This window comes from Aneurinibacillus sp. XH2 (assembly GCF_001439585.2).
Classification (GTDB): domain Bacteria; phylum Bacillota; class Bacilli; order Aneurinibacillales; family Aneurinibacillaceae; genus Aneurinibacillus; species Aneurinibacillus thermoaerophilus.
In genome coordinates, this window is sequence record NZ_CP014140.1 from 3,182,555 (window position 1) to 3,202,609 (window position 20,055).

General features: G+C 40.8%; 20 protein-coding genes, 1 pseudogene and 1 CRISPR repeat array (1 of these 22 running past the window's edge). Of the genes and pseudogenes, 6 read left to right on the top strand and 15 right to left on the bottom strand.

The genetic code is table 11. From position 1 onward, the window contains the following. Nucleotides 1–155 precede the first annotated feature (155 nt). Nucleotides 156–1,019 (top strand): DUF421 domain-containing protein, encoded by an 864-nt coding sequence (locus ACH33_RS15855; protein ID WP_057899874.1) that lies wholly within the window; start codon nt 156–158, stop codon nt 1,017–1,019. Between the two features lie 76 nt (nt 1,020–1,095). Here the strand turns inward: ACH33_RS15855 and ACH33_RS15860 are convergent, their stop codons facing one another. The 10 genes from ACH33_RS15860 to ACH33_RS15890 all read right to left on the bottom strand — a co-directional run bounded on the left by ACH33_RS15860 (nt 1,096) and on the right by ACH33_RS15890 (nt 9,898). Next, nucleotides 1,096–2,595 carry a hypothetical protein gene (locus tag ACH33_RS15860; RefSeq protein WP_057899875.1) on the bottom strand — a complete coding sequence of 500 codons (1,500 nt, stop codon included), beginning with the start codon at nt 2,593–2,595 and terminating at the stop codon, nt 1,096–1,098. Next, the gene (locus ACH33_RS15865; protein WP_057899876.1) at nt 2,585–3,319 is read right to left on the bottom strand and encodes an ABC transporter ATP-binding protein; all 735 of its coding nucleotides are present in this window, start codon (nt 3,317–3,319) and stop codon (nt 2,585–2,587) included. Before ACH33_RS15865 ends, ACH33_RS15860 begins: the two co-directional genes overlap by 11 nt. Then, on the bottom strand, nt 3,316–3,468 hold the full coding sequence (locus ACH33_RS19510) for a hypothetical protein (RefSeq protein WP_156424100.1): 153 nt from the start codon (nt 3,466–3,468) through the stop codon (nt 3,316–3,318). Before ACH33_RS19510 ends, ACH33_RS15865 begins: the two co-directional genes overlap by 4 nt. Before the next feature lie 23 nt (nt 3,469–3,491). Next, nucleotides 3,492–5,243 (bottom strand): ABC transporter ATP-binding protein, encoded by a 1,752-nt coding sequence (locus ACH33_RS15870; protein WP_057899877.1) that lies wholly within the window; start codon nt 5,241–5,243, stop codon nt 3,492–3,494. A gap of 81 nt (nt 5,244–5,324) precedes the next feature. Next, nucleotides 5,325–6,686 (bottom strand): radical SAM/SPASM domain-containing protein, encoded by a 1,362-nt coding sequence (locus ACH33_RS15875; protein WP_057899878.1) that lies wholly within the window; start codon nt 6,684–6,686, stop codon nt 5,325–5,327. A 205-nt stretch (nt 6,687–6,891) separates the two neighbouring features. Further along, complete coding sequence (locus ACH33_RS19515; protein WP_139184999.1) at nt 6,892–7,023, bottom strand: subtilosin A family bacteriocin; 132 nt, start codon at nt 7,021–7,023, stop codon at nt 6,892–6,894. Nucleotides 7,024–7,641: 618 nt separating this feature from the next. Further along, entirely contained in the window at nt 7,642–8,028 is a 387-nt protein-coding gene (locus tag ACH33_RS15880) for a DoxX family protein (RefSeq protein ID WP_057899879.1), read from the bottom strand. A 680-nt stretch (nt 8,029–8,708) separates the two neighbouring features. Continuing rightward, the gene (locus ACH33_RS19520) at nt 8,709–8,969 is read right to left on the bottom strand and encodes a hypothetical protein (RefSeq protein ID WP_139184998.1); all 261 of its coding nucleotides are present in this window, start codon (nt 8,967–8,969) and stop codon (nt 8,709–8,711) included. Between the two features lie 95 nt (nt 8,970–9,064). Further along, the gene (locus ACH33_RS15885) at nt 9,065–9,463 is read right to left on the bottom strand and encodes a hypothetical protein (RefSeq protein WP_057899880.1); all 399 of its coding nucleotides are present in this window, start codon (nt 9,461–9,463) and stop codon (nt 9,065–9,067) included. A 27-nt stretch (nt 9,464–9,490) separates the two neighbouring features. Next, nucleotides 9,491–9,898, bottom strand: a complete 408-nt coding sequence (locus tag ACH33_RS15890) for a hypothetical protein (protein ID WP_057899881.1) — start codon at nt 9,896–9,898, stop codon at nt 9,491–9,493. Nucleotides 9,899–10,022: 124 nt separating this feature from the next. On the opposite strand from ACH33_RS15890, the pseudogene ACH33_RS15895 reads away from it, so the two are divergent. Next, a pseudogene (locus ACH33_RS15895) lies at nt 10,023–10,573 on the top strand (tyrosine-type recombinase/integrase); the annotation flags it as partial. A gap of 134 nt (nt 10,574–10,707) precedes the next feature. Here the strand turns inward: ACH33_RS15895 and ACH33_RS15900 are convergent. From ACH33_RS15900 to ACH33_RS15910, 3 genes are all read right to left on the bottom strand, one after another. Next, nucleotides 10,708–12,099 carry an L-cystine transporter gene (locus ACH33_RS15900; protein ID WP_057899882.1) on the bottom strand — a complete coding sequence of 464 codons (1,392 nt, stop codon included), beginning with the start codon at nt 12,097–12,099 and terminating at the stop codon, nt 10,708–10,710. A 276-nt stretch (nt 12,100–12,375) separates the two neighbouring features. Then, nucleotides 12,376–13,707, bottom strand: a complete 1,332-nt coding sequence (locus ACH33_RS15905; protein WP_057899883.1) for an APC family permease — start codon at nt 13,705–13,707, stop codon at nt 12,376–12,378. A gap of 319 nt (nt 13,708–14,026) precedes the next feature. Continuing rightward, nucleotides 14,027–14,413, bottom strand: a complete 387-nt coding sequence (locus ACH33_RS15910) for a saccharopine dehydrogenase NADP-binding domain-containing protein (protein WP_057899884.1) — start codon at nt 14,411–14,413, stop codon at nt 14,027–14,029. Between the two features lie 674 nt (nt 14,414–15,087). Here ACH33_RS15910 and ACH33_RS15915 point away from each other — a divergent pair. From ACH33_RS15915 to ACH33_RS20210, 3 genes are all read left to right on the top strand, one after another. After that, a complete protein-coding gene (locus ACH33_RS15915) occupies nt 15,088–15,792 on the top strand; it encodes a futalosine hydrolase (protein WP_057899885.1) in 705 nt (234 codons plus the stop codon). Then, the gene (locus tag ACH33_RS15920) at nt 15,789–16,628 is read left to right on the top strand and encodes a 1,4-dihydroxy-6-naphtoate synthase (RefSeq protein WP_057899886.1); all 840 of its coding nucleotides are present in this window, start codon (nt 15,789–15,791) and stop codon (nt 16,626–16,628) included. Before ACH33_RS15915 ends, ACH33_RS15920 begins: the two co-directional genes overlap by 4 nt. Nucleotides 16,629–17,008: 380 nt before the next feature. After that, on the top strand, nt 17,009–17,227 hold the full coding sequence (locus ACH33_RS20210; RefSeq protein ID WP_236781910.1) for a GNAT family N-acetyltransferase: 219 nt from the start codon (nt 17,009–17,011) through the stop codon (nt 17,225–17,227). A gap of 516 nt (nt 17,228–17,743) precedes the next feature. Here the strand turns inward: ACH33_RS20210 and ACH33_RS15930 are convergent. Further along, on the bottom strand, nt 17,744–18,238 hold the full coding sequence (locus ACH33_RS15930) for a hypothetical protein (RefSeq protein ID WP_057899887.1): 495 nt from the start codon (nt 18,236–18,238) through the stop codon (nt 17,744–17,746). A 124-nt stretch (nt 18,239–18,362) separates the two neighbouring features. On the opposite strand from ACH33_RS15930, the gene ACH33_RS15935 reads away from it, so the two are divergent. Next, nucleotides 18,363–19,061: a hypothetical protein gene (locus tag ACH33_RS15935; protein WP_057899888.1), complete on the top strand. Its 699-nt coding sequence runs from the start codon at nt 18,363–18,365 to the stop codon at nt 19,059–19,061. 185 nt (nt 19,062–19,246) lie between these two features. On the opposite strand, the gene ACH33_RS15940 is transcribed toward ACH33_RS15935, so the two are convergent. Next, nucleotides 19,247–19,522: a hypothetical protein gene (locus ACH33_RS15940; RefSeq protein ID WP_162265050.1), complete on the bottom strand. Its 276-nt coding sequence runs from the start codon at nt 19,520–19,522 to the stop codon at nt 19,247–19,249. Between the two features lie 126 nt (nt 19,523–19,648). Beyond that, nucleotides 19,649–20,055: direct repeats of the CRISPR family, unit length 29 nt; unit sequence ATTTATATCCCACTACGTTCATATAAAAC; it runs 283 nt beyond the window's last position.

Consider the following 20,055-nt stretch of genomic DNA (forward strand, 5'->3'; position numbering starts at 1 on the left):
GACGAAATGTCCGGCCTGACGAAATACCTGATTACGTATTGAAAACGTAAGGTCTAAAGCAACAAATTTCAAAATTCCATGTTTATCATTTACGCCTGCAAAGCAAACTATAAACGAAAAAAATTTGCATCTTTGTTGTCAAAGGAGGGAGTCTATTGCCTAATTTTTTAGAAGTGATTATTCGTTCCATTATATCCATTGTTGTATTGCTCTTTTTAACAAGATTGATGGGAAAACGCCAACTTTCCCAAATAACTTTTTTTGATTATGTGGTAGGAATTACCATAGGTTCGCTCGCGGCCTTTATTTCATCCGACCTTGAAGCGAATTGGCTGCATGGCTTTACCAGTTTATTTATCTGGGCGCTTATTCCTATTCTTTTCGGTTATTTAGCGCTCAAAAATAAAAAGTTTAATGACATTGTGGAGGGGAATGCGACTGTTCTGATAAAAGATGGAAAGATCATGGAGGAAAATCTAAAAAAGGAAAGATATGCTGGAGAGGAATTATTGGAACAGCTGCGTTTAAAAAATGTGTTTTCTGTGGCTGATGTGGAATTTGCTGTCCTTGAACAAAACGGGGAGGTTAGCGTGCTGTTGAAAAAAGACAAACAGCCGCTTACCCCAAGCGACTTGCAGATGAAACCAGCCCCGGTAAAAGAAGCGCAAACCGTCATTCTGGACGGCAAGATTATGCTGGAACCTCTTAAGGCGGCTGGTTTATCTGTAAGATGGTTGCACACCGCCTTGGATAAAATAGGAGTATCCTTGGATAATGTATATTTGGGCCAGGTGGATAGCTATGGCCAGCTATATGTCGATTTGTATAACGATAACATTACGGTGCCAACTCCCCAGGAACTTCCGTTAGTATTGGCGACCTTGAAAAAATGCCAAGCCGATTTAGAAAGTTTCGCACTTGAAACGACAGATCAAAAAGTCAAGCAGGAATACGAAATGAATGCCAAAGCGTTACAACAAGTTATCGAGCAGGTGACTCCTTATTTGCAACAAAAATAGCCTATGGTACCCTTCATGCAGAAGCCGCCTGAACATCCAGAACGGCCTCTGCATGAATGAATGATGCTAAAACCTGTTATACCTTCAATATACAGCTGGAAAGACGATCCGCTTTTTTTCCTTCAATGCGTAAAAATAAATAAAGAAACGCGGCTACTATAGCTTCCATTAATATAATAAGAAAAATTGTTTCAAAAAAGGAAAACACTCCGTAGTGATAGGAACCCCAGCCAATTCCTCCGTATAAACCCATAACGATAAGATTCACCAAATAGGCAATATAGCGTTTCGGATGGCGCAGCGCTTGCGCCGGACTGTTCCACGCAAACTGGGGGCATATAGCATCCACAGCCATTTTGACAAGGGTTTGCGTCAAAATGCTTCCAGCGATCGCAACCCCAAGCACGGGTATCATAACAACCGAGCCGAGCGGAAGCCACCAGAATAAAAAGATTGCAGCCGGAAAGACAGCCAATATATCTACAGCATAACAAAACCAAAGCTTGATATGAAAAAGTGCCGAAAAAGAAAGCGGAAGGCAACGCAGATATGTCCATTCCGTTCCATCCCGCGAAAATGCTACGGTAGAACTTGACATCATCATGGCTAACAAATAAATCGCCGCAAAAATAGCGCTTCCTCGCATGAATATGTCATCTGCGGAAAAAACGGAAGGAAACAGCTGCGCCGATAAGTTATTAATGAAAAAGAATACAAACACTGTTCCCAGCATGGCCATGGCAATATAGTTAATAATAAACGTAGGCGTAAGAAAAAAGTTTTTGATTTCCCTTTTCAGCAATTGATTGTTCATCCCGGGAAGAAAATCGGCCGCAACGCTCGTTTGCTTCGCCTGCTCACGCCCTTTTAGCCAGCTTTTTTCAATGAAAAATTGAAGAAGAACGGCTAACGCCCCAATACTCCCGCTCAGCCCGAACCAAAATGCTGGATGATGTACCGTTTCCGCTATCGCGTTAAGATACGCTGGATGACTTCGAAGCCAGAGCGCAGCAGTGAGAATGAACAGCACTGCCGCTAGGATTATTGCGATGTGCTGCCCCCCTTTTCTTACAGAAAATGAAAAGAGAACTAACAAAAGCAGCAAAGAAAGCTCTTGCGTGAAAACCGGAAACAGAAAGAGGCTGGCCATGATAAGGCCCCACTCCGTCCAGGAAGAGTCGCCTGCTCTCATCGCCGCGTATACAAGCGGCAAGAAAAATAACAATTTGAAGGCATAAAACCGCAACAAGGTCACCGCAAAATAAGTCCATACGATCCGGCTTTTAGTAAAGGGCAGGGCCAGCAGCGTTTCTGTATTCTTGCCGTAATAAAGCGCTGACATCAACCAGTTAAATGTCACATATAAAAAAATAATTTGCGTTCCGATCAGCGAAAGCATCACAAGATTTGAAGGCAAGAGGAAGGAAACACTGTGAAAAAAAAGCCCTGCATTTTCATAAAGAACGTTCCACAACAATATTATCGTCACGATAAATAAAATCGTCTTTTTCTTGGTAAAAGTAAAATAGTCTCGCAAGATCGTTCGCGCAAGCAGCCAGGTCGCTTTACTCCCCATGTGCTATCATCTCCATAAATACCTGCTCCAGATTTTGGTTTTGTTTTGATATGAGTTCGCTGGCAGGCCCGGCAGCGATCATCGTTCCTTGTTTCATAACGACCAGATGAGTACATAGTTCCTGAGCCATGAATAACAGGTGTGTGGAAAACAGGACGGCTCCTCCCTGCTGGGCATACTCGCGCAAGCATTCCTTAAAATACAGGATCGATTCAGGATCGAGACCTACGATCGGTTCATCCAGAATAAGCAGTGGAGCCCGCACCATAAGACCGGCGGTAAGCAACAGTTTTTGCCGGGTTCCAAGCGACATCTCACCAATGCTTTTTGCTAGATGTGGAGTCAGCTGAAACCGATTTATCACCGATTCAATTTCAACAAGAGACGAACAGTAATCAACACCATACAGATCAGCCATAAAAGATAAAAAATCTTTTCCAGTCATTTTTTCAAAAAGCACAGGATGATCGGGTACATAAAATACATTCCTCTTCGCTCGGACTGGCTCCTCCTGCAAAGAAATGCCATTGATTTCAATATCTCCAGACGTTTTCTCTAAGACACCAATAATCATTTTAATTGTAGTGGTTTTTCCAGCGCCATTTGGACCTAATAAACCGTGAATTTCTCCGGGTCGTATACAAAAAGTCAAAGGGTGAACCGCCTTGTATTCCCCGTATGTTTTGCTTAGATTTTTTACAGTAAGTACGAAAGCCGTCTTCATCGTTTCCGAACCCTTCTTATAGTATCAATGGCCCAAATGGCAGCCGCAGCCCAAATCGCATAGGTGACCCATCCGCCTTTGTTCCCGTTTTTGATGGCCACAAAGATAAATAAAGCCAGAATGACGAGCCGAAAGATAAGCTGATTCATGATGTTATCTCCTCCTTGTATGGTTATGTAAAGGCAGAAACCTCATCTTTCCACAAAGCTTGATAGGAAAGAGAAGTAGCAAACAAATATTCGTGTGTTCCTTGCGCACATATGCGCCCATTTTCAATCATAATGACCTGATCCGCTTCACGTACCATAGATAGGCGATGAGCTACCATTACAATGGTTTTTCCAAAAAATCGGGAGCGAAGCAAACGCTTGATTTGCTCCTCCGACAAATTATCCAAGAAAGCAGTAGCTTCGTCTAAAATAATTATATCAGGATTCTGCAAGATAACACGGGAAAGTGCAAGTTTTTGCCTTTGTCCACCTGATAACTGAAGACCGCGCTCTCCTACCATAGTATCCAAACCATTGGGAAGCTCTTTCACCCATCCTCCCAACCCTACTTCTTCCAAAACCTCATATAATTCTTCATCAGTTGCTTCCCTTTTTACCAGTTGTAAATTTTCGCGTATAGTCGCCAAAAAGAAGAAAGGCTGTTGCGATACAACCCCGATCTTTTTCCTCAGGCTGGTAAGCGACAGCGATGAAAGCGGAATCCCATCAATGAAAATGTTTCCCTTCGCCACCGGATAATGCCCCATAATCAAGGAAAGGAGCGTACTTTTTCCGGAGCCGCTCGCACCTACAATAGCTGTGGTGGTCGCAGGTTGAATGTCAAACGTAATGTCTTCCAACGTCTGTTGCTTCCCTTCATAATGAAAAGACACATCACGAAACACAATATGTCCCTGCAAACGCTCAAGCCGTTGTCCATCTCGTGATAAGGAAGGCTGGTCAAGCAACCAATATAAACGCTCCACACTTGCTGCTGCCCGCTGCATTTCAATCCAGTAGGTTGAAGCAACCGTCAGCGAAGAATATAATTTTTCGATGTATGTATTAAATGCAATAAGCGTACCTAGAGTAAGCAAATCTTGAGTAACAAAATATCCCCCTAAACCATAAGAAATTAGTAGCATAAAGATCACATTTCCGCTCATTGCTGCAGATGCAAAGACTGAGAAGCGTGCAAGGTGCAATTGTTGACGAATCACGCTGCGCAGGCTTTTAATATAACGGGTTCCAACAAATAATCTCCTTCCCATTTCCTGAATGAATCGAATGCCGATTATGCTCTCTTGCGTAGCTGTGAAAATGCCTGAGGCAAAGGTGCGTAACTGTAGGGTTTTTTGTTTAATCTTTTTTCCAAAATACATTTGAACCGCATAAACAGTCGGAAACAAGACGGCGCTTACTAGAAAAAGTCTCCAATCTAAATACGCCATCATGCCGAGACTATACATCATCATCATGATTTGTGAAAAGCTGAGAAAGAGAAGCCTGGATGTAAGGAAATCAACAACATTAATGTCACCTTCCATTCGATTGAGAATATCTCCCGTAGGATGACGGTCGTAGAAAGCGGCCGGAAGAGACAGTATTTTCCGAAACAGTCGCAGCCGAAAAATCGCCACAGCTCGCTGTCCAACCAGCGTTTGAATATATGTTTTCACACCTTCCAAAAGGATATGGACAAGATAAATAGAAAAAAGAAGGCAAAGTAATTGAAAGAGCAAAGCTGTATTGTTTTTCAGCAGGGCCTGATCGATAATTTCTTTTACAACCAACGGGATAGAAGAAATAAGCAAAGTCGTAACCAAAGTAAAAACCAGTAAGACGAACCACCAACTGACAAATTTCCGGTTTTCTTTCAATAAGCGCCATAAGATTTGTGAAGCCTTATGGCTATGTTGTTGCTCGGTTTTCATTTCATAAATCCTTTCTCCGTGGATATCATGAAAAGAATGGGGATATCCTTTTCTCAGGCGGATATCCCTGTCCGGTGTTCGTTATACAAACACTGGGTGCTTAGTGTAGGAAGCGAGCCCATTTTCTTCAATCCATCCGCATGGCTTCTTGTAATGCGAGTTCGCCTCAATGGCACGAAGCACACACCCGTTACAATAATTTTTGTTTTTACAATTTGGGTTGCACGTTTCACTTTTTACAGGAGCCGTCATTCGAAAAAGCTGTAGCGCTCTCTCCGAACGGAAGATGTCTTCAAACGGCTGATGAAATACATTGCCCAGATCCATCACCCCCTGCGGAAACAGTACGCAAGGGCGGACATCTCCAAACGGGTTAATGGTAATGGAGCGCCAGCCGGCTCCGCAGTTCGTCCGTGCTTTTGAAAGCCGCATTTGATCGTCTGTAAGCAGAGCAATAAAGTCTTTATGTTTTTGAATCAGGGATGATTCGTATTCAAAATACTCCGTAAACTCTTTTCCCTTCTTTTTTTCGAACAAGATGTTCGTTCCCCGACCAAAGGGATCAACTTTGGAATAGCTGAACGATATAGCTCCTAGTTCTTTCGCAAGCAGCAAAGTTTCTTCAATAAGCCACATATTTTTTGGATAGACGCTCATCGCGGCGCGGACGCGAATGCCAGCATCCGCTAATTTTTTTATGCCTTCGCATGTCCGCCGGAACGCTCCTTTGACACGGCGAAGGTCTTCATGTACTTCAGCGTTCGGCCCGTCCAAAGAAATGCTGAAAAATACTTTTTCTTTGTAAGGAAGCAAAATATGAATCATTTCATCTGTAATTCTTGTTCCATTTGTTAACAATCCAACCAATTCAAATTTGTTAAGCGCTTCTTCAAGTACAGGCAAAAAGTGAGGATGAATCGTAATTTCTCCACCGGTTAGTTCCAACGTATAGATTCCGTTATCTTTTAGAATAGAAAACAGGCGCATTACGTCTTCATAACTCATCGTGTCTTCAACTTCCGGATTGCTTTCCCGATAACAGTGAGCGCAGCGAAGATTGCATCGGGCAAGCAGTTCAACGGTAGCATGAACGGGGGTAGGATAATCAAAATTTCCGGACACTTTTACTTTTTTATGGGATGGCTGTTCCATCTCCTGCAAAATGTCCATTCCTTTGAGTTGAATGAAAAAATCGCGTACCCACACATAATGAGTAGAAGGAGCTTCCTTGTATTGCTTGCATACTTCCTCTAAAATTTCCAATCCTGTTTTCGTACCATCACACCGCATTAACAGCTCTGCGGCGGTTTTGTTGATGGCGGACACACGATTGTCAGTAATTTCAGTTCGTTCGCTGGAAGGTCGGAGCAATGAGCTTTGTACCGGATTTAAATGTAATTGTACGTTGTCATGCAAAGAAAAATAATGCTCATTGAAATTCATTTTATTCCTCCATCGTGCTTACGATTTTCATCTTCCGGATTTTATTTTTCTTTTTCAGTAAGCCCATAGTGATAAATAGATAAGGGGCCTTAAGCCCCCTATCCATTCTTTGCTACATGTGCTACAATTAACAGTGAAGAATATTTTCCGCTTTTCTCAATAGAGAGAAGCAGTTTGAGCGGGATGTTTATATCTCGCTTTTTCTTTAGAAGATACCGGCAACAATGCTGACACCAAATCCTTCAAAGTCCGGGATCGGACCATCTGCTAAGCATGCCGCGCATCCTCCACAAATTGCGCACGGGTTTCCTGCCGCTTGAATGGTTGGTTTTTCCATTTTTATTCCTCCTTCACGTTCTTTGTGTACAGGTAACTCTGTACATGCTCATCATACCTCCTTCCCTAAAAAAGTGTAAACAAGCCAGAAGTTGTAACTTTTTTTTTACTGAAAATATGTTGAAAATATATTTAATTAACCAATTTTTGGTTCTTTTTTACTCCTTCATATTTCTGATGCTAAAAAATTCCTTGTTAAATATTTCTTTTTTTCTACTTAATAGTTCTTTAGATACAGAAGACGCTTGAATGGGAGAATAATTGTTTGAAAACTATGATTTTCCTTGGTATTTCAAAAATCTATGGTGCTTTGAAGGTAGAAAATTTGCTTATAATCTAAAAAAGAGGTAAGAAAAAAGTCTCTAATTTTTACTACGACATTTTATTATCCAAGAAAAGCTGGTTTTCGTTTGAGCCCGATTTAGTTGTGCTTAGCTTGTTACGCGAATAAAAAAGCCGTTCCGATTCAGTAAGCTGTTTAACTGAGCAACAGCGTCACCCTGCTATTACTCAATTTAACAGCCTCAGAACAGAAACGGCTTTTTTATTTGTTCCTTCAATTTATAACAGAATAAAAGCAATGAGTCCTATGCATAAAGAAAAAAAGAAGCAATATTTCTTACAGAAGTACGTATGCACCAGGCCCAATGAGAGCAATCCCGATAGCTACCACGATTAGCATAAGATTGTATTCGAAACCATTTTGCGTAATCCAGTATCCGTTTTTACCGTGAACAGTAACGATGGCAACAAGCATGGTAATGACAATCAAGGCCGCACCAAGCCAAGTAAATACGCCGGCAGCAAACAGCAAACCTCCCACCAATTCTCCCAGACCAGCGAGCAGAGCCATCAGTATACCCGGACGCACGCCGATGGATTCCAGCCATCCCGCCGTTCCTTTGAGGCCATATCCACCAAACCAACCGAAGAGCTTCTGTGCCCCATGTCCCGCAAATGTCAAACCCACTACCAAACGAATAAGTAACAAACCAAGATCCATCATAATATGAGTACCTCCTATTACTTATTAAAAGTATAAAACTAATTTTATATTAGTAATATACAACACATAACTTATGTTTGTAAAGTAAATATAATAAAATAATGAAAAAGAAAGGTAATGAACCTACTTTGTATACTGTATGTAGTTGAGCCTGTATAATTGTGTAAAAATAAGGACATTAAAAATATGCAGGTGATTTTGAGGAACGATTATTTTAAGGAATGGAAGCGTATTTGATGTGAAGTTGAACATTACAGTCAGTAGCCTCTCATGATGCTCAGAAATGACTCATCCAATATGGTAGTGGAACACCCGCAACATTGATTCCAAATGTATTAATGATGACGTGTCCACCAATGCACGGAACTGACGGTTTAACAGCGTCAAATCTTTGCGGCTGTAGGGGTGGAGCCGCCTCTAAAGTTTCTAAAAATCCTTCCTAAACTCTGGATACACACATAAACGACACAAAAAAACACCCATAATCCCTGATCTGGCCTAGGTTTATGGGTGTTTTATTTGCCTAGTGATTTGTCGAACTCGAGTAATAATAACCTAATCTTTAAACCTAAAAAAAGAAAATTATCTACATTAGCAAACTTAAGATAGGTTAACTGTCCTCGTTTTTCCATCCCAGCCTACTGACAATCCGAGCCCCTTAGCTAACTCCCTGCTCCTCATTATTTTATAAACTCTGGTACTATGACTGTAGAAGAAGAGCTAGCAGAAATATTTAATCCTGATGGCAGCGTGACGGACTTTTCAACAGATGCTCCAAAAGTTTGAGGAGTAAGTTGTTGAATGATACTGCTTTGGTAATACGATTCAGTGGGGCTCGAAATGGATACAGATACCTGACCTTGTGTTACTGGTGTTGCAATATGACCAGTATATCCGAATAAAGGAGATAAAAGTGGTAATATCAAAAGCGATCCTTTCATCAATATGCCTCCATGATAAATATACATAATATTCTAAATACTAGAATGATCATTGTAAAAAAGGCCAGAGATCAATCTCTGACCTTATGAAAAAGTTATTTCAAAAGTCCACCAAGTAGACCACCTAATCCATTAACCAGAGACTGAACTGAAGAAGCCAGACCATAGCCACCGTTAGTGGAAGCTGATGCAGACAGTCCATTCGGACCACTTAGGTTCGCACTGGTGTTGTATGTGCCACCAAGAACTCCTCCTAACAGACCCGTAACGCCATCTTGATTAACTGTATAAGTGGAACCAGCTTGAATGTTAAAATTAGGGCCGCTAGCATTAACTAAACTACCACTAGATACATTTGTACTTCCTACTAAACTATTAACCGATCCCAGTATATCGCCAAGACCTGCTGCAGAGGCTGGAATCGCATTACCAGCTATTAAACTACCAGCCACTAACATTGCTGAAAGTCCAACTGTTTTGATCCACTTATTCATTATAACTTCCCTTCCTTTTCTAGCATGTTATTTTAATGCTTGACCCAGATTGTTCAATAACCCACCAATAGATTGAACCGAAGATGCGAGGCCCCAGCTACCGTTTGCCGAGGTACTAGCTGAATACCCTGCATAGGATGCGGAAGCAGAGGTTCCGCTAGTTCCACCTAAAATTCCACCGCTGATTAATCCAGTTAATCCAGATTGTTCAGTCGAGTTCACCGCTTTTGCTGTCACAGTTACATCATCTACATTCAAACTGACGCCACTCTGGACATTTACTTTAGAACTACCAACTAATTGATTTACAGCTCCGAGAATACTACCAAGTCCACCATCCGGAGAATTAGTTGGTGGCTCTGCGGCAAAAGCTGACCCCATACTACCCATTAGGATTACTGTGGATAAACCTGCTGATAAAATCAGTCTCTTCATTTTACCTACCACCTTTCTAATTTATTGTTTTAAAACTTTCTAATAAGAATTATACTATTAAACAGAAAAATTTTCCATATAAAAAAAGAATATTTTTCTATTTTATACACAAATTTGAAGTTGATTTGCGGACTTATTGCATCGTATGCGGAAAAAACCGGTTCAAAGCCGAGGAGTCGAGCCCGAGGAGAAATATAAGAGGGACTATGCGTTTGTTTACCTGCTTACCTATGCGGAACTGCGTGTGGAAGAACTGTCCAATCTTAAATTAACGGACCTGGATTTGGATGTAAAACGAATTCGGATGATGGGGAAGAGGATGAAAGTCCTGACGGTGCCGATCTCCAATATCTTACTGGTTACTGGCGAAACTGGGGGACTGGTTGCAATTTCGCGCAGAAATGGCAAAAAAGAAAACGCATGTGGCCGCATCGCCATACGTCTTTTGCTCATCGAAATTTTCGGTACGGGGCGTTCAGCGAATGATTGAAAGCTACAGTCTGCCAAATAAAAAGCTCACACCACACATGTTCCGGCATACGTTTTGTAAGTGGATGTTCAAGGCGACGAACAATGATATTGAGAAAGTACGGAGGCTTGCCGGTCATAGTAATATACTTAAAAGACAGTTATAGTGATTTGGCTGATGCTGTGGAGGCGTTGCCAAAGTTTTGAGGAAATGTATTTAATCTCTGATAAAATAAACTAGAGGGTGTTCCAAAAGCGACCGCTTTTGGAACACCCTGCTCTTCTAATCTTGCTTTATAAAATTTCTCAAAGCAATAAGGTATCGTACCCCATTCTCTGCTTCATAGCGCTTCTGCTTTTTGCTGCTTCGTCTCAGCAAAAACATTTGCATCCAATTCTTTCGTTATTTTACTTGTAAGCAATCCTGCCGTCATACTTCCGCTAACATTTAAAGCGGTACGCCCCATATCAATCAACGGTTCTACCGAAATAAGCAACCCTGCTAAAGCAACAGGTAAGTTCATCGTTGATAATACTAACAATGCCGCAAATGTTGCCCCTCCACCTACTCCAGCTACACCAAAAGAACTGATGGCTACGACCAAGATTAACGTTAGAATAAAAGAAGGAGTAAATGGATCAATGCCCGCGGTGGGCGCAATCATGACAGCAAGCATCGCCGGATAAATCCCTGCACATCCGTTCTGTCCAATGGAAAGTCCGAACGAACCTGCAAAGTTTGCAATTCCTTCAGGAACACCCAATTCATTGGTTTGGGTTTTTACATTAAGCGGTAATGCCCCTGCACTGGTACGTGATGTAAAGGCAAAGATCAGAACTGGAAGCGCCTTTTTTACATATGTCATAGGGTTCAATCCCGCAAAAGCTAACAAAAGCAAATGAATGATAAGCATAATGATTAATGCAACATATGAAGCAACTACAAATTTTCCTAATTTCCAAATTGCATTATAATCGCTAGTAGCCGTAACTTTGGTCATCAATGCCAGAATACCGTATGGTGTAAGACGTAAAACAAGAGTTACAACCCTTATAATGATGGTATAGAAAGTCTCAACAATCTTAGCGAATATATCAGCTTGTTCAGGATTTTTTCGCTTGACTCCGAGAAAAGCCAAACCGATTATCGCAGCAAAAATAACCACTGCAATCGTGGAAGTTGGACGTGCACCGGTTAAATCCATGAACGGATTCTCTGGCAGTAACTCTACCATTTTTTGCGGCAATGTTATGTTTTGAATATCGCCCAGCTTTTGCTCAAGTTGTGTTGCACGAGTAATTTCAGCATCTCCTTGCTCTATTTGAACAGCTTCCAAATTAAAAGTTAACGATGTTGCAATGCCAATCGCAGCAGCAATCGCAGTTGTACCTACTAATATACCGATAATAATTCCACTAATCTTTCCAATATTATTAGACAATTTTAATTTTGTAAAAGCGGACAAAATTGAAATAAATACCAGTGGCATTACAATCATTTGAAGTAATTTTACATAACCTGTTCCTACAATGTTGAACCAATCAATAGATGTTTTAACAACTTCAGATTTTGTACCATAAAAAAATTGCATTACAAGCCCAAATACTACTCCTACTCCTAATGCCGTAAAGACACGCTTTGAAAAAGAGATATGCTTTTTTTGCATTATATATAAGCCTGTAATAAATAAAAGCATAAAGGCAACGTTCACAATCACCAAAAATGTTGTCAATTTAACCCCACCTTGTTCTTATTTATAATCTTTCTGGATTGTTTCTTGCTTTGTCTTATCTATTTTATAATACAATAATACATATAAGTCAAATCGGGATTAATTTTCTTTATTATTTATGGAACAACCGGGCATCCTGCTTCCACTTTTTTCGCTATCGAAAAGAATAAATATTCAGGAGTGAATGTAGACGTTACGGTTTAGATAAAAATAAATTAAGGGTATATCGGGAATAAAAAACCACCTCATCAAGCTGATGAAATGGTCTTCAAAGATCTAAGCTTCTTCAATTGCGAGATCTAATCTTAGTTTTTTCTTTCTTATAAAGAAGGAATAGACAACCCCGACTATAATCCAGCTCACACCAAGGATGAGAGCAGATATATGAAGGCTTGTAAACAACCACATACTAACCACTGCACCAATAGCCGGTATTACAAGATAGCGAATCGTATCCATTCCACCACGCTGCTTATTTCGCACAAAATAATGAGCAATGACAGATAAGTTCACGAATGTGAATCCAATGAGTGCGCCAAAGCTGATGAATGAAAAAATCACCTCAAGTTCACCCATTATTGCGGTAAGAGAAATAACACCGATGAATAAAATATTGAATACCGGAGTGCCAAGCTTCGGATGAATATAACCAAAAAATCGTTTTGGCAGGGAATCTTCCCTCCCCATCGCAAACAGAAGACGTGAAGCGCTTGTTTGCGATGCCAGAGAAGACGAACAAACAGCCACCATGGAGCCACTCAGGAAGAAAGTTTGTAAGAATGCACCTCCGATAAGCTCAGCAATTTCCATTGAAGCTGCATCGGCATCTTGATACGCCGCAAAATCTGGATGCACAAGCTGCAGAAAATATGAAGTTGTCGTAAACAATACTCCGCCTATCAATGCAACTAGAAAAATCGCTCTTGGAATTGTCTTTTTCGGTTCAAGCGTTTCTTCCGATAGTGTTGTAACGGCATCAAATCCTAAAAAGGAAAAACAAAGAATGGCGGCACCTGACATAATAAGCCCCAAATCAATGTTTGTTGAATAAAAAGGTTCTGAGGATATTAAAACTCCAGCGCCTATCCCATTTGTAATCCCTTTCACCATAAATCCAACAAATGTAATTGTTACAAGTAATTGAAAGGAGACAAACAAAGTATTAACATTTGCCGTTAATTTAACACCTAGTAAAGTGACAGTAGTCAGAATGGTCGCCAAAATGATGACCCATATTGGGTATGGAATCGCTGGAAAAGCAGAGGAAAGATAAACCCCACCAATAGCATAGTTGACCATCGGAAGAAATAAATAATCCAGCATAACCGCCCAACCAACAAGAAAACCGACGTAAGGACTGAAGCTTCTCTGCGTATATGTATACGTAGAACCGGCAAACGGATAGGCTTGTACCATTTTTCCATAGCTATAAGCAGTAAACAACAGAGCTACAACGATTACGATATAGGAAGTAGCTGTATGCCCTTTCGTCAGCTGTGCCACCACACCGAATGAGTCGAATACGACGAGCGGGTCCATATAAGCAAGTCCGATCATGACAACAGGTGCTAATGTAAGTATTCGCTTCAGGTTAGTCTGTTCTTTCAATGAAAATACCCCCCTTCTTTTGGCAAAACGGTCTCAATCGACGTTTCTTCTACATAAGAGTCTCTATTTTTTTGGTTTTAGTGAATATAGCAGGATAGCCTCCAGTAATGGAAGCTACTCCATTTTACTTACAAAAACCCTTTATTTATTAAGCCGTTTTTATAATCGGACTTGTTTTCTTAATAACATACCATTCCATTCCTCGCGCCCGTAGTCTCTCTAAAATTGCAGTCTGCGGGCTAAAGTAAGCACAAAAGCCGTCGTAATCAACTTCAGAGTTATCCCCATCGAGAATAGTAATTGTTTTTACAGTGTCCATTTAATCAGCGGCATAACGAGCAGCAACATTGGAGAATCCAAGATTACAACCCAATCCCATAATTCCTACAATACCCGCTTGTTTAAATTTACCATCCCAATCTAACTGCTGTAACAGCGAGTCTGGGCCGTCGGAAGCCATGTCGATATCATGTGTTTTTGTATCTAAGCATGCTTGCATAACTTTAAAATTATACTCCGGTATTCTCGTATAAAGCAAGACATCAACATCCGTTAAAATCGCCACAACACTTTCCGTACTGCTTGCATCTGCCTGACGAACAACAATTTCTGCAGATGTTTGTTCACATAACTTTTTCACGAATTTCTCTGCTCCTTCGGCGAAGATATCTGCGAGAATTAACTTTTTTACATACCCTTTTTTCACAACTTCCGCAGCACATATTTAACCTACACCGCCAACACCTAAAACTGCAACATGTAAGCTCAAACAGTCGTCCGCCTTAAATTAATATTCCTATCTTCGAATTCGAAACAATCAACGCTCTATCGTAACAGCTTCGCATCCCTTTTTCACTTATCGTGTCGTTTCCCTTCCATGTGCCTCCTTTTCTATTAAGACAATGAAAATTATACAATATATTCAAAATAGACTTAATATAAAAAATGTATGAAGAGTTATTATACCAAATGCAAAGCATTGTTTTTAAGCTTTTTACCCAAAAAATTTCTCAAGCATTAAGAAATCAAAAGTAAAAAATAAACGCCCCTTACCCTGATTCAATGACGTATTGAATCATATTTCTCGAAATAAACAGAATTTTTAAAAAACTAGAATTTCTTTATTATTATGTCGAATATGAAAATCTATGTTCGTCTCCAAACATTCCCATAAAAATTTTTCAATAAACTTCCCCTCTTTACACGGCGTTAAGATAAAGATAACTTTGAATAAGAATATTATTTTAGTGGATGTAAAAATTCTTGCTGCGTTTTATAGAGAGGACAGAGCAGATAAAATATAGATTTTTTAAAAATAGTAAAGCGTGATCATGCTTGGAACAAAGTCATTGTAGATAGAAAATAAAGGAGAGCATAATTATGAATTTTGATTTGAGCGCAAAAACGCCTGCTGTTTCACACCCCAAACAACAGGAAACGGAAATGCGCGTACTCGTGATAACCTCTGTCCCAGCCGAGAAAGACGCGGTATTGCGTGGGCTTCACGGCAACAGCAGGTTCAACGTCCTAGTGGCAGGCGTCGGCCCGGCGGCTGCCGCAGCCAGCACGGCAACGGCGTTAGCAACTGCCAAGTACGGCCTGGTAGTGAACGCCGGAATTGGCGGTGGATTTGCCAATCGGGCTGAAGTAGGCTCTCTAGTGGTGGCAAACGAGATCGTCGCCGCCGACCTGGGAGCAGAAACTCCAGAAGGCTTCTGTAGCTTGGACGAGCTGGGCTTTGGCTCCACCCGCATCCCAGTCGATGCTAGCCTGGTGACCCAGGTCACAGAGGCTTTACATGCCGCTGGACTACCGGTCACTACTGGCCCGGTGCTTACTGTATCAACCGTGACGGGTACCGCTGCAACCTCCTTCGAACGAGCCTCGCGGGTACCAGGGGCGACCGCCGAGGCAATGGAGGGTTATGGCGTAGCCACCGCAGCCCATAATCATGGCATTCCAATCCTGGAAATTCGCGCTATATCGAACCTCGTCGGGCCACGTGACCGAGCTGCATGGCGTATCGAAGAAGCTCTAAACATACTAGAATCAGCAAGCTCAGTATTACTGGAGGTGTTACTATGAGAATCGCTTTTTCTCCCTGCCCCAACGACACGTTTGTTTTCCACGCCTGGGTACACGGACTTGTGCCCGGTGCACCCCGGCTTGACGTTTTATACGCGGACATCGACATCACCAACAGTCTGGCAGCGAGCCCCAACGGGCCGGACGTGCTCAAGATTTCGTATGCAGCTCTGCCATGGGTGCTGTCCGAGTACGCATTACTTCCATGCGGAGGGGCATTGGGTCGAGGCTGCGGGCCATTGGTGCTAACGAAAAGCAGTACGTCCAAAACTAAGGAACCAGCGATGCTCTCTGGCCGACGGGTCGCAGTGCCTAGTGAGCGATCAACCGCCTACCTACTGTTCCGGCTATGGGCAGCCCAGCACGTGCCAGGAGGCGTGGGTGAAATTATTGTTATGCCGTTTCATGAAATCATGCCGGCGGTGCGCGATGGTTTGGTCGATGCCGGGCTGGTAATCCACGAGGCGCGCTTTACATATCCTTCGTATGGTTTAAATCTCTTGGTTGATTTAGGAAGCTGGTGGGAAGCCGACACCCATCTACCCATTCCGCTAGGAGCAATCATCGCCCGTCGATCATTGGATCTGGAAGCGATCGCAGGCTGGATTCGCGCATCGGTCGAATACGCGTGGGCGAACCCGGAGTCATCCCGTGAGTACGTGCTATGCCACGCTCAGGAGCTGGCCCCTGAAGTAGCACAGGCTCATATTGACCTGTACGTAAACAAGTTCACCGCGAATCTGGGTGAAGATGGGTACGCAGCCGTGACCGCCCTACTTAGTCGGGCTGCAGAAGAAGGACTTGTGCCGAAAGTGGATCTGGCGGCGCTGCGCTAACACGACCCGCAAATAGTTGACCCAAGAAAAAAAGGGAGGCTGTCTCACTTATTTATGAGACAGCCCCGTTTGTTTTCACGCTGGAAGTTCGCATCTTCATCAGCTCATCGGCCGAATCAAATTAAAGCAAATGAGAGTGTTACACATTAATATATCCAAAAAATCTAATAGATAAAGAAATATTTTACAATAACCTTAACATACACTTCTTCCGTACGATAAAACAAGATAGAAAAAGGTAGGAATGTTTAATGGACATTTCGGGACAAAAAGTATTGCTGTCAAAGATATCAGTCAATGATTTGGATTTTAGAATATAATAAAGATTTATGGTATTTTGAAGAATATGTAGCGTTAGATGAAAAGGTTGTTCGAGAGAATTGTTACGTAAAATTGAAGAAAACGAAGAAACGAACCATTATAATTTTGTTGTAACTTTAGCAGCGGATAGAAGTAAAACGCCGATTGGTTTAGCACAAATTTGGAGCTATGTCAATTATAGAAAAAGCCGGGAAATCGGATTTTCAATCCTTCCTGAATATTGGGGTCGAGGTTACGGAAGCGAAGCGGCAAAGCTTTTACTACAAGTTCGCTTTTGAAAAGTTGAATGCACATAAAGTAGTCGGAATGTGTAACTCAAATAACACGCGTTCAGCAACATCAATGGAATGTATTGGTATGACAAGGGGAGCTATTTTTTAAAGAAGAACTTTTTTTAGCGAAATAAATGGATTGACCCATGCTCTTTTTCTATTCTGGAAAAAGAGTTTTGTAAAATATTAGACGAATGAAACGATGGTTGAATAACATCATGGTGTATGAATGACGCAAGATTAAGGAGATTTTTATATCCCACTACGTTCAGATAAAACGTAATAAAAAGTCGCCGGAGCGTTTCGCCTGGTCACCGAGGCCTGTTCGGCGTTCCAGAACTGGTGGGAGGTAGGAGCCCCATCAGTCCCGGTGGCTTTTTTGTATTTCCGTACAATTTGTAATTGGTTCAAGCATAGCAGATTGTCTATTTTGATTTTACCGGGTAAATAACTAACCGAGCAAATACAAAATTGTATTACTCCGTCTTTTTCAACTAAAAGTATGGGTTGTTTTTTGATTCTTCAAGGATTTTTTTCACTTTCGACAATGTTTAGTTTTATTTTTTCTATTTTTTCCTTTCCTTCTTGATTCCATGTAATGAGACAATACATCTCTTCAAAGTATTTTTTGGTATCATATATCTTATTTTCAGGAAGATCAGTTTTTATTAAACCAATTTTTTCATTTTTTATTAGAATATTGACATCAGTATATATTAATTTATGTCGGTATAAAGGGGTATTATCCTTTAGATAAAACTCTAGCGAAAAATCTTTTAAATTTTTTTCGTTCTTAAATAGGTCAGAGCCAATATATTGAATCTTGCCTCCTTCAAACTCTATAGAATTACCAAAAATTCTCGCTGAACAATTTTCTATTTTCCAGTTTTCCCCCTTCCCTTTCAACCATACTTCCTCTTTTATTTGGTTTTTCTTCTGTTCTTTTTCTTTGTCTCTCACTTCAGTGCAAGACGTAAGAAATAGAGAAATAACAAGCATCAGTGTTAATATTCTCATATAAACCTCCTATGATTCCATCAAATAACTTAATTTTACAAATTAAACCAAATAAATGTTAAATATTGTATTTTTATGGTGCCATTTAATTATATAAATATTACAATAAAAAGGGGATGTTTTTATGGCAAAAAAATCGAAAATCATACCTTTGGTTGCTGCGATAAGTCTTTTAGGAAGCAGCATGGTTTTTGCTGATGAAAGCTTTCAACCGAGTTCCAGTACATCACAAATACAGTCTACTGAAAATATTTCAAACACCAATAAGCCATACAAAGTGGAAAGAGCAATCATAAACGGAAATGAAATTCCTGTTTTTTATTTCAATAGTAAAGAGGGCGCTGAGTCATATAAGCAAGAATTGATGAATCAGGTCCAACAGCAAGCTCTAAACTCGGCTCCCAATTCATCAGAAGTAGTAACACCTACCTATGGCACAAAAAGCGGCTATACATACAGGGGGGTAGACCGATATAATTATGGGCATGCAACAACTACGGTATATAATTATAGCGACAAGAGAGTGACACTAAAAAAGACAGTAGATAGAACATTCTCAACGGAAACATTCATTACATTAGAGGCAGGATTTGCGGACTATTTCAAGGCAACTACAGGTGTTAAATTGGATAAAAAGGTAGAATATTCACATGAATTCATGATTCCGGATGTTCCAGCCAAAAACAAAGCTGATATCATAACATGGGATATTTATAACCGTTTTCACTTTACTGAGCATAATATCTTTTCACCTGATCGGAACTTTGTTGTATTAAGTCCAACTGAAAGTGTTGAGGGTGCTATATTTGTTAGCCCGATTTAATTCTCTTAAATTAAAAAGAAACAGCCGCGAACCAAACAGGCTGTTTCTTTTTAATTTTTCTTACCACCAAAAAGGTAAAGAAGATTGGTACGCCATAGAAGATACGGCCATACATTCACCGGGTAAAACAAGAAATAACCCGGTAGAATAGTAGATTTTTAGATTTCTACCGGGTAAGATTTTTTCTATTCATCGTCATTTAAAAACATGGCCGCTGCTTTCCGGGCCGCTTCGTCCGCCTCCATCTTTTCTTTACTCTTTTCTGGCTTTGTTTGTTGAAATGTTCCCGGCATTTGTCCCTGTAACCCGGTGAGTGCCGCGTATATGAATCGGCCTAACATTTTCTTGTTTTCATCTTCTTTTACCCATTGCAATACATCATCTGGTATTTCTTGCGGCATTGGAAATGTCACAGTATAAGGGTCTGATTCTGTACGGATTGCTACAGTGAGTAACCGCATAATCTCAGCCGAAAAATTTTGGCTGTTTTTTTCTTTTCCTTTAATGCCCACACCACATCCTGCGGAGTTTCCGCCGGTACACAGCATACGATTGCTTTTAAATCTACAGAGTCCTCCACATCGCTTCTTTATATCCCACTACGTTCATATAAAACTAAAGGTTGTGCACTATCTAATAGATAGTGTGGATGTAATTTATATCCCACTACGTTCATATAAAACTTGGCTTTTTCGCCCGGAATAAGGTGTCACAAATTTTATTTATATCCCACTACGTTCATATAAAACAACCCAGCGTTTTCCTTCTTTTACGCCCGCAACAAAATTTATATCCCACTACGTTCATATAAAACATAATATCGCGTCCAATTTGATGCAAGTTAATGCCGATTTATATCCCACTACGTTCATATAAAACCTTTCGGGCTCTATCGTTTCCATGCCCGCTACGGAACCATTTATATCCCACTACGTTCATATAAAACTTGAAACTGGGCGAGCATCCGAAAATCGTTTCTGAAATTTATATCCCA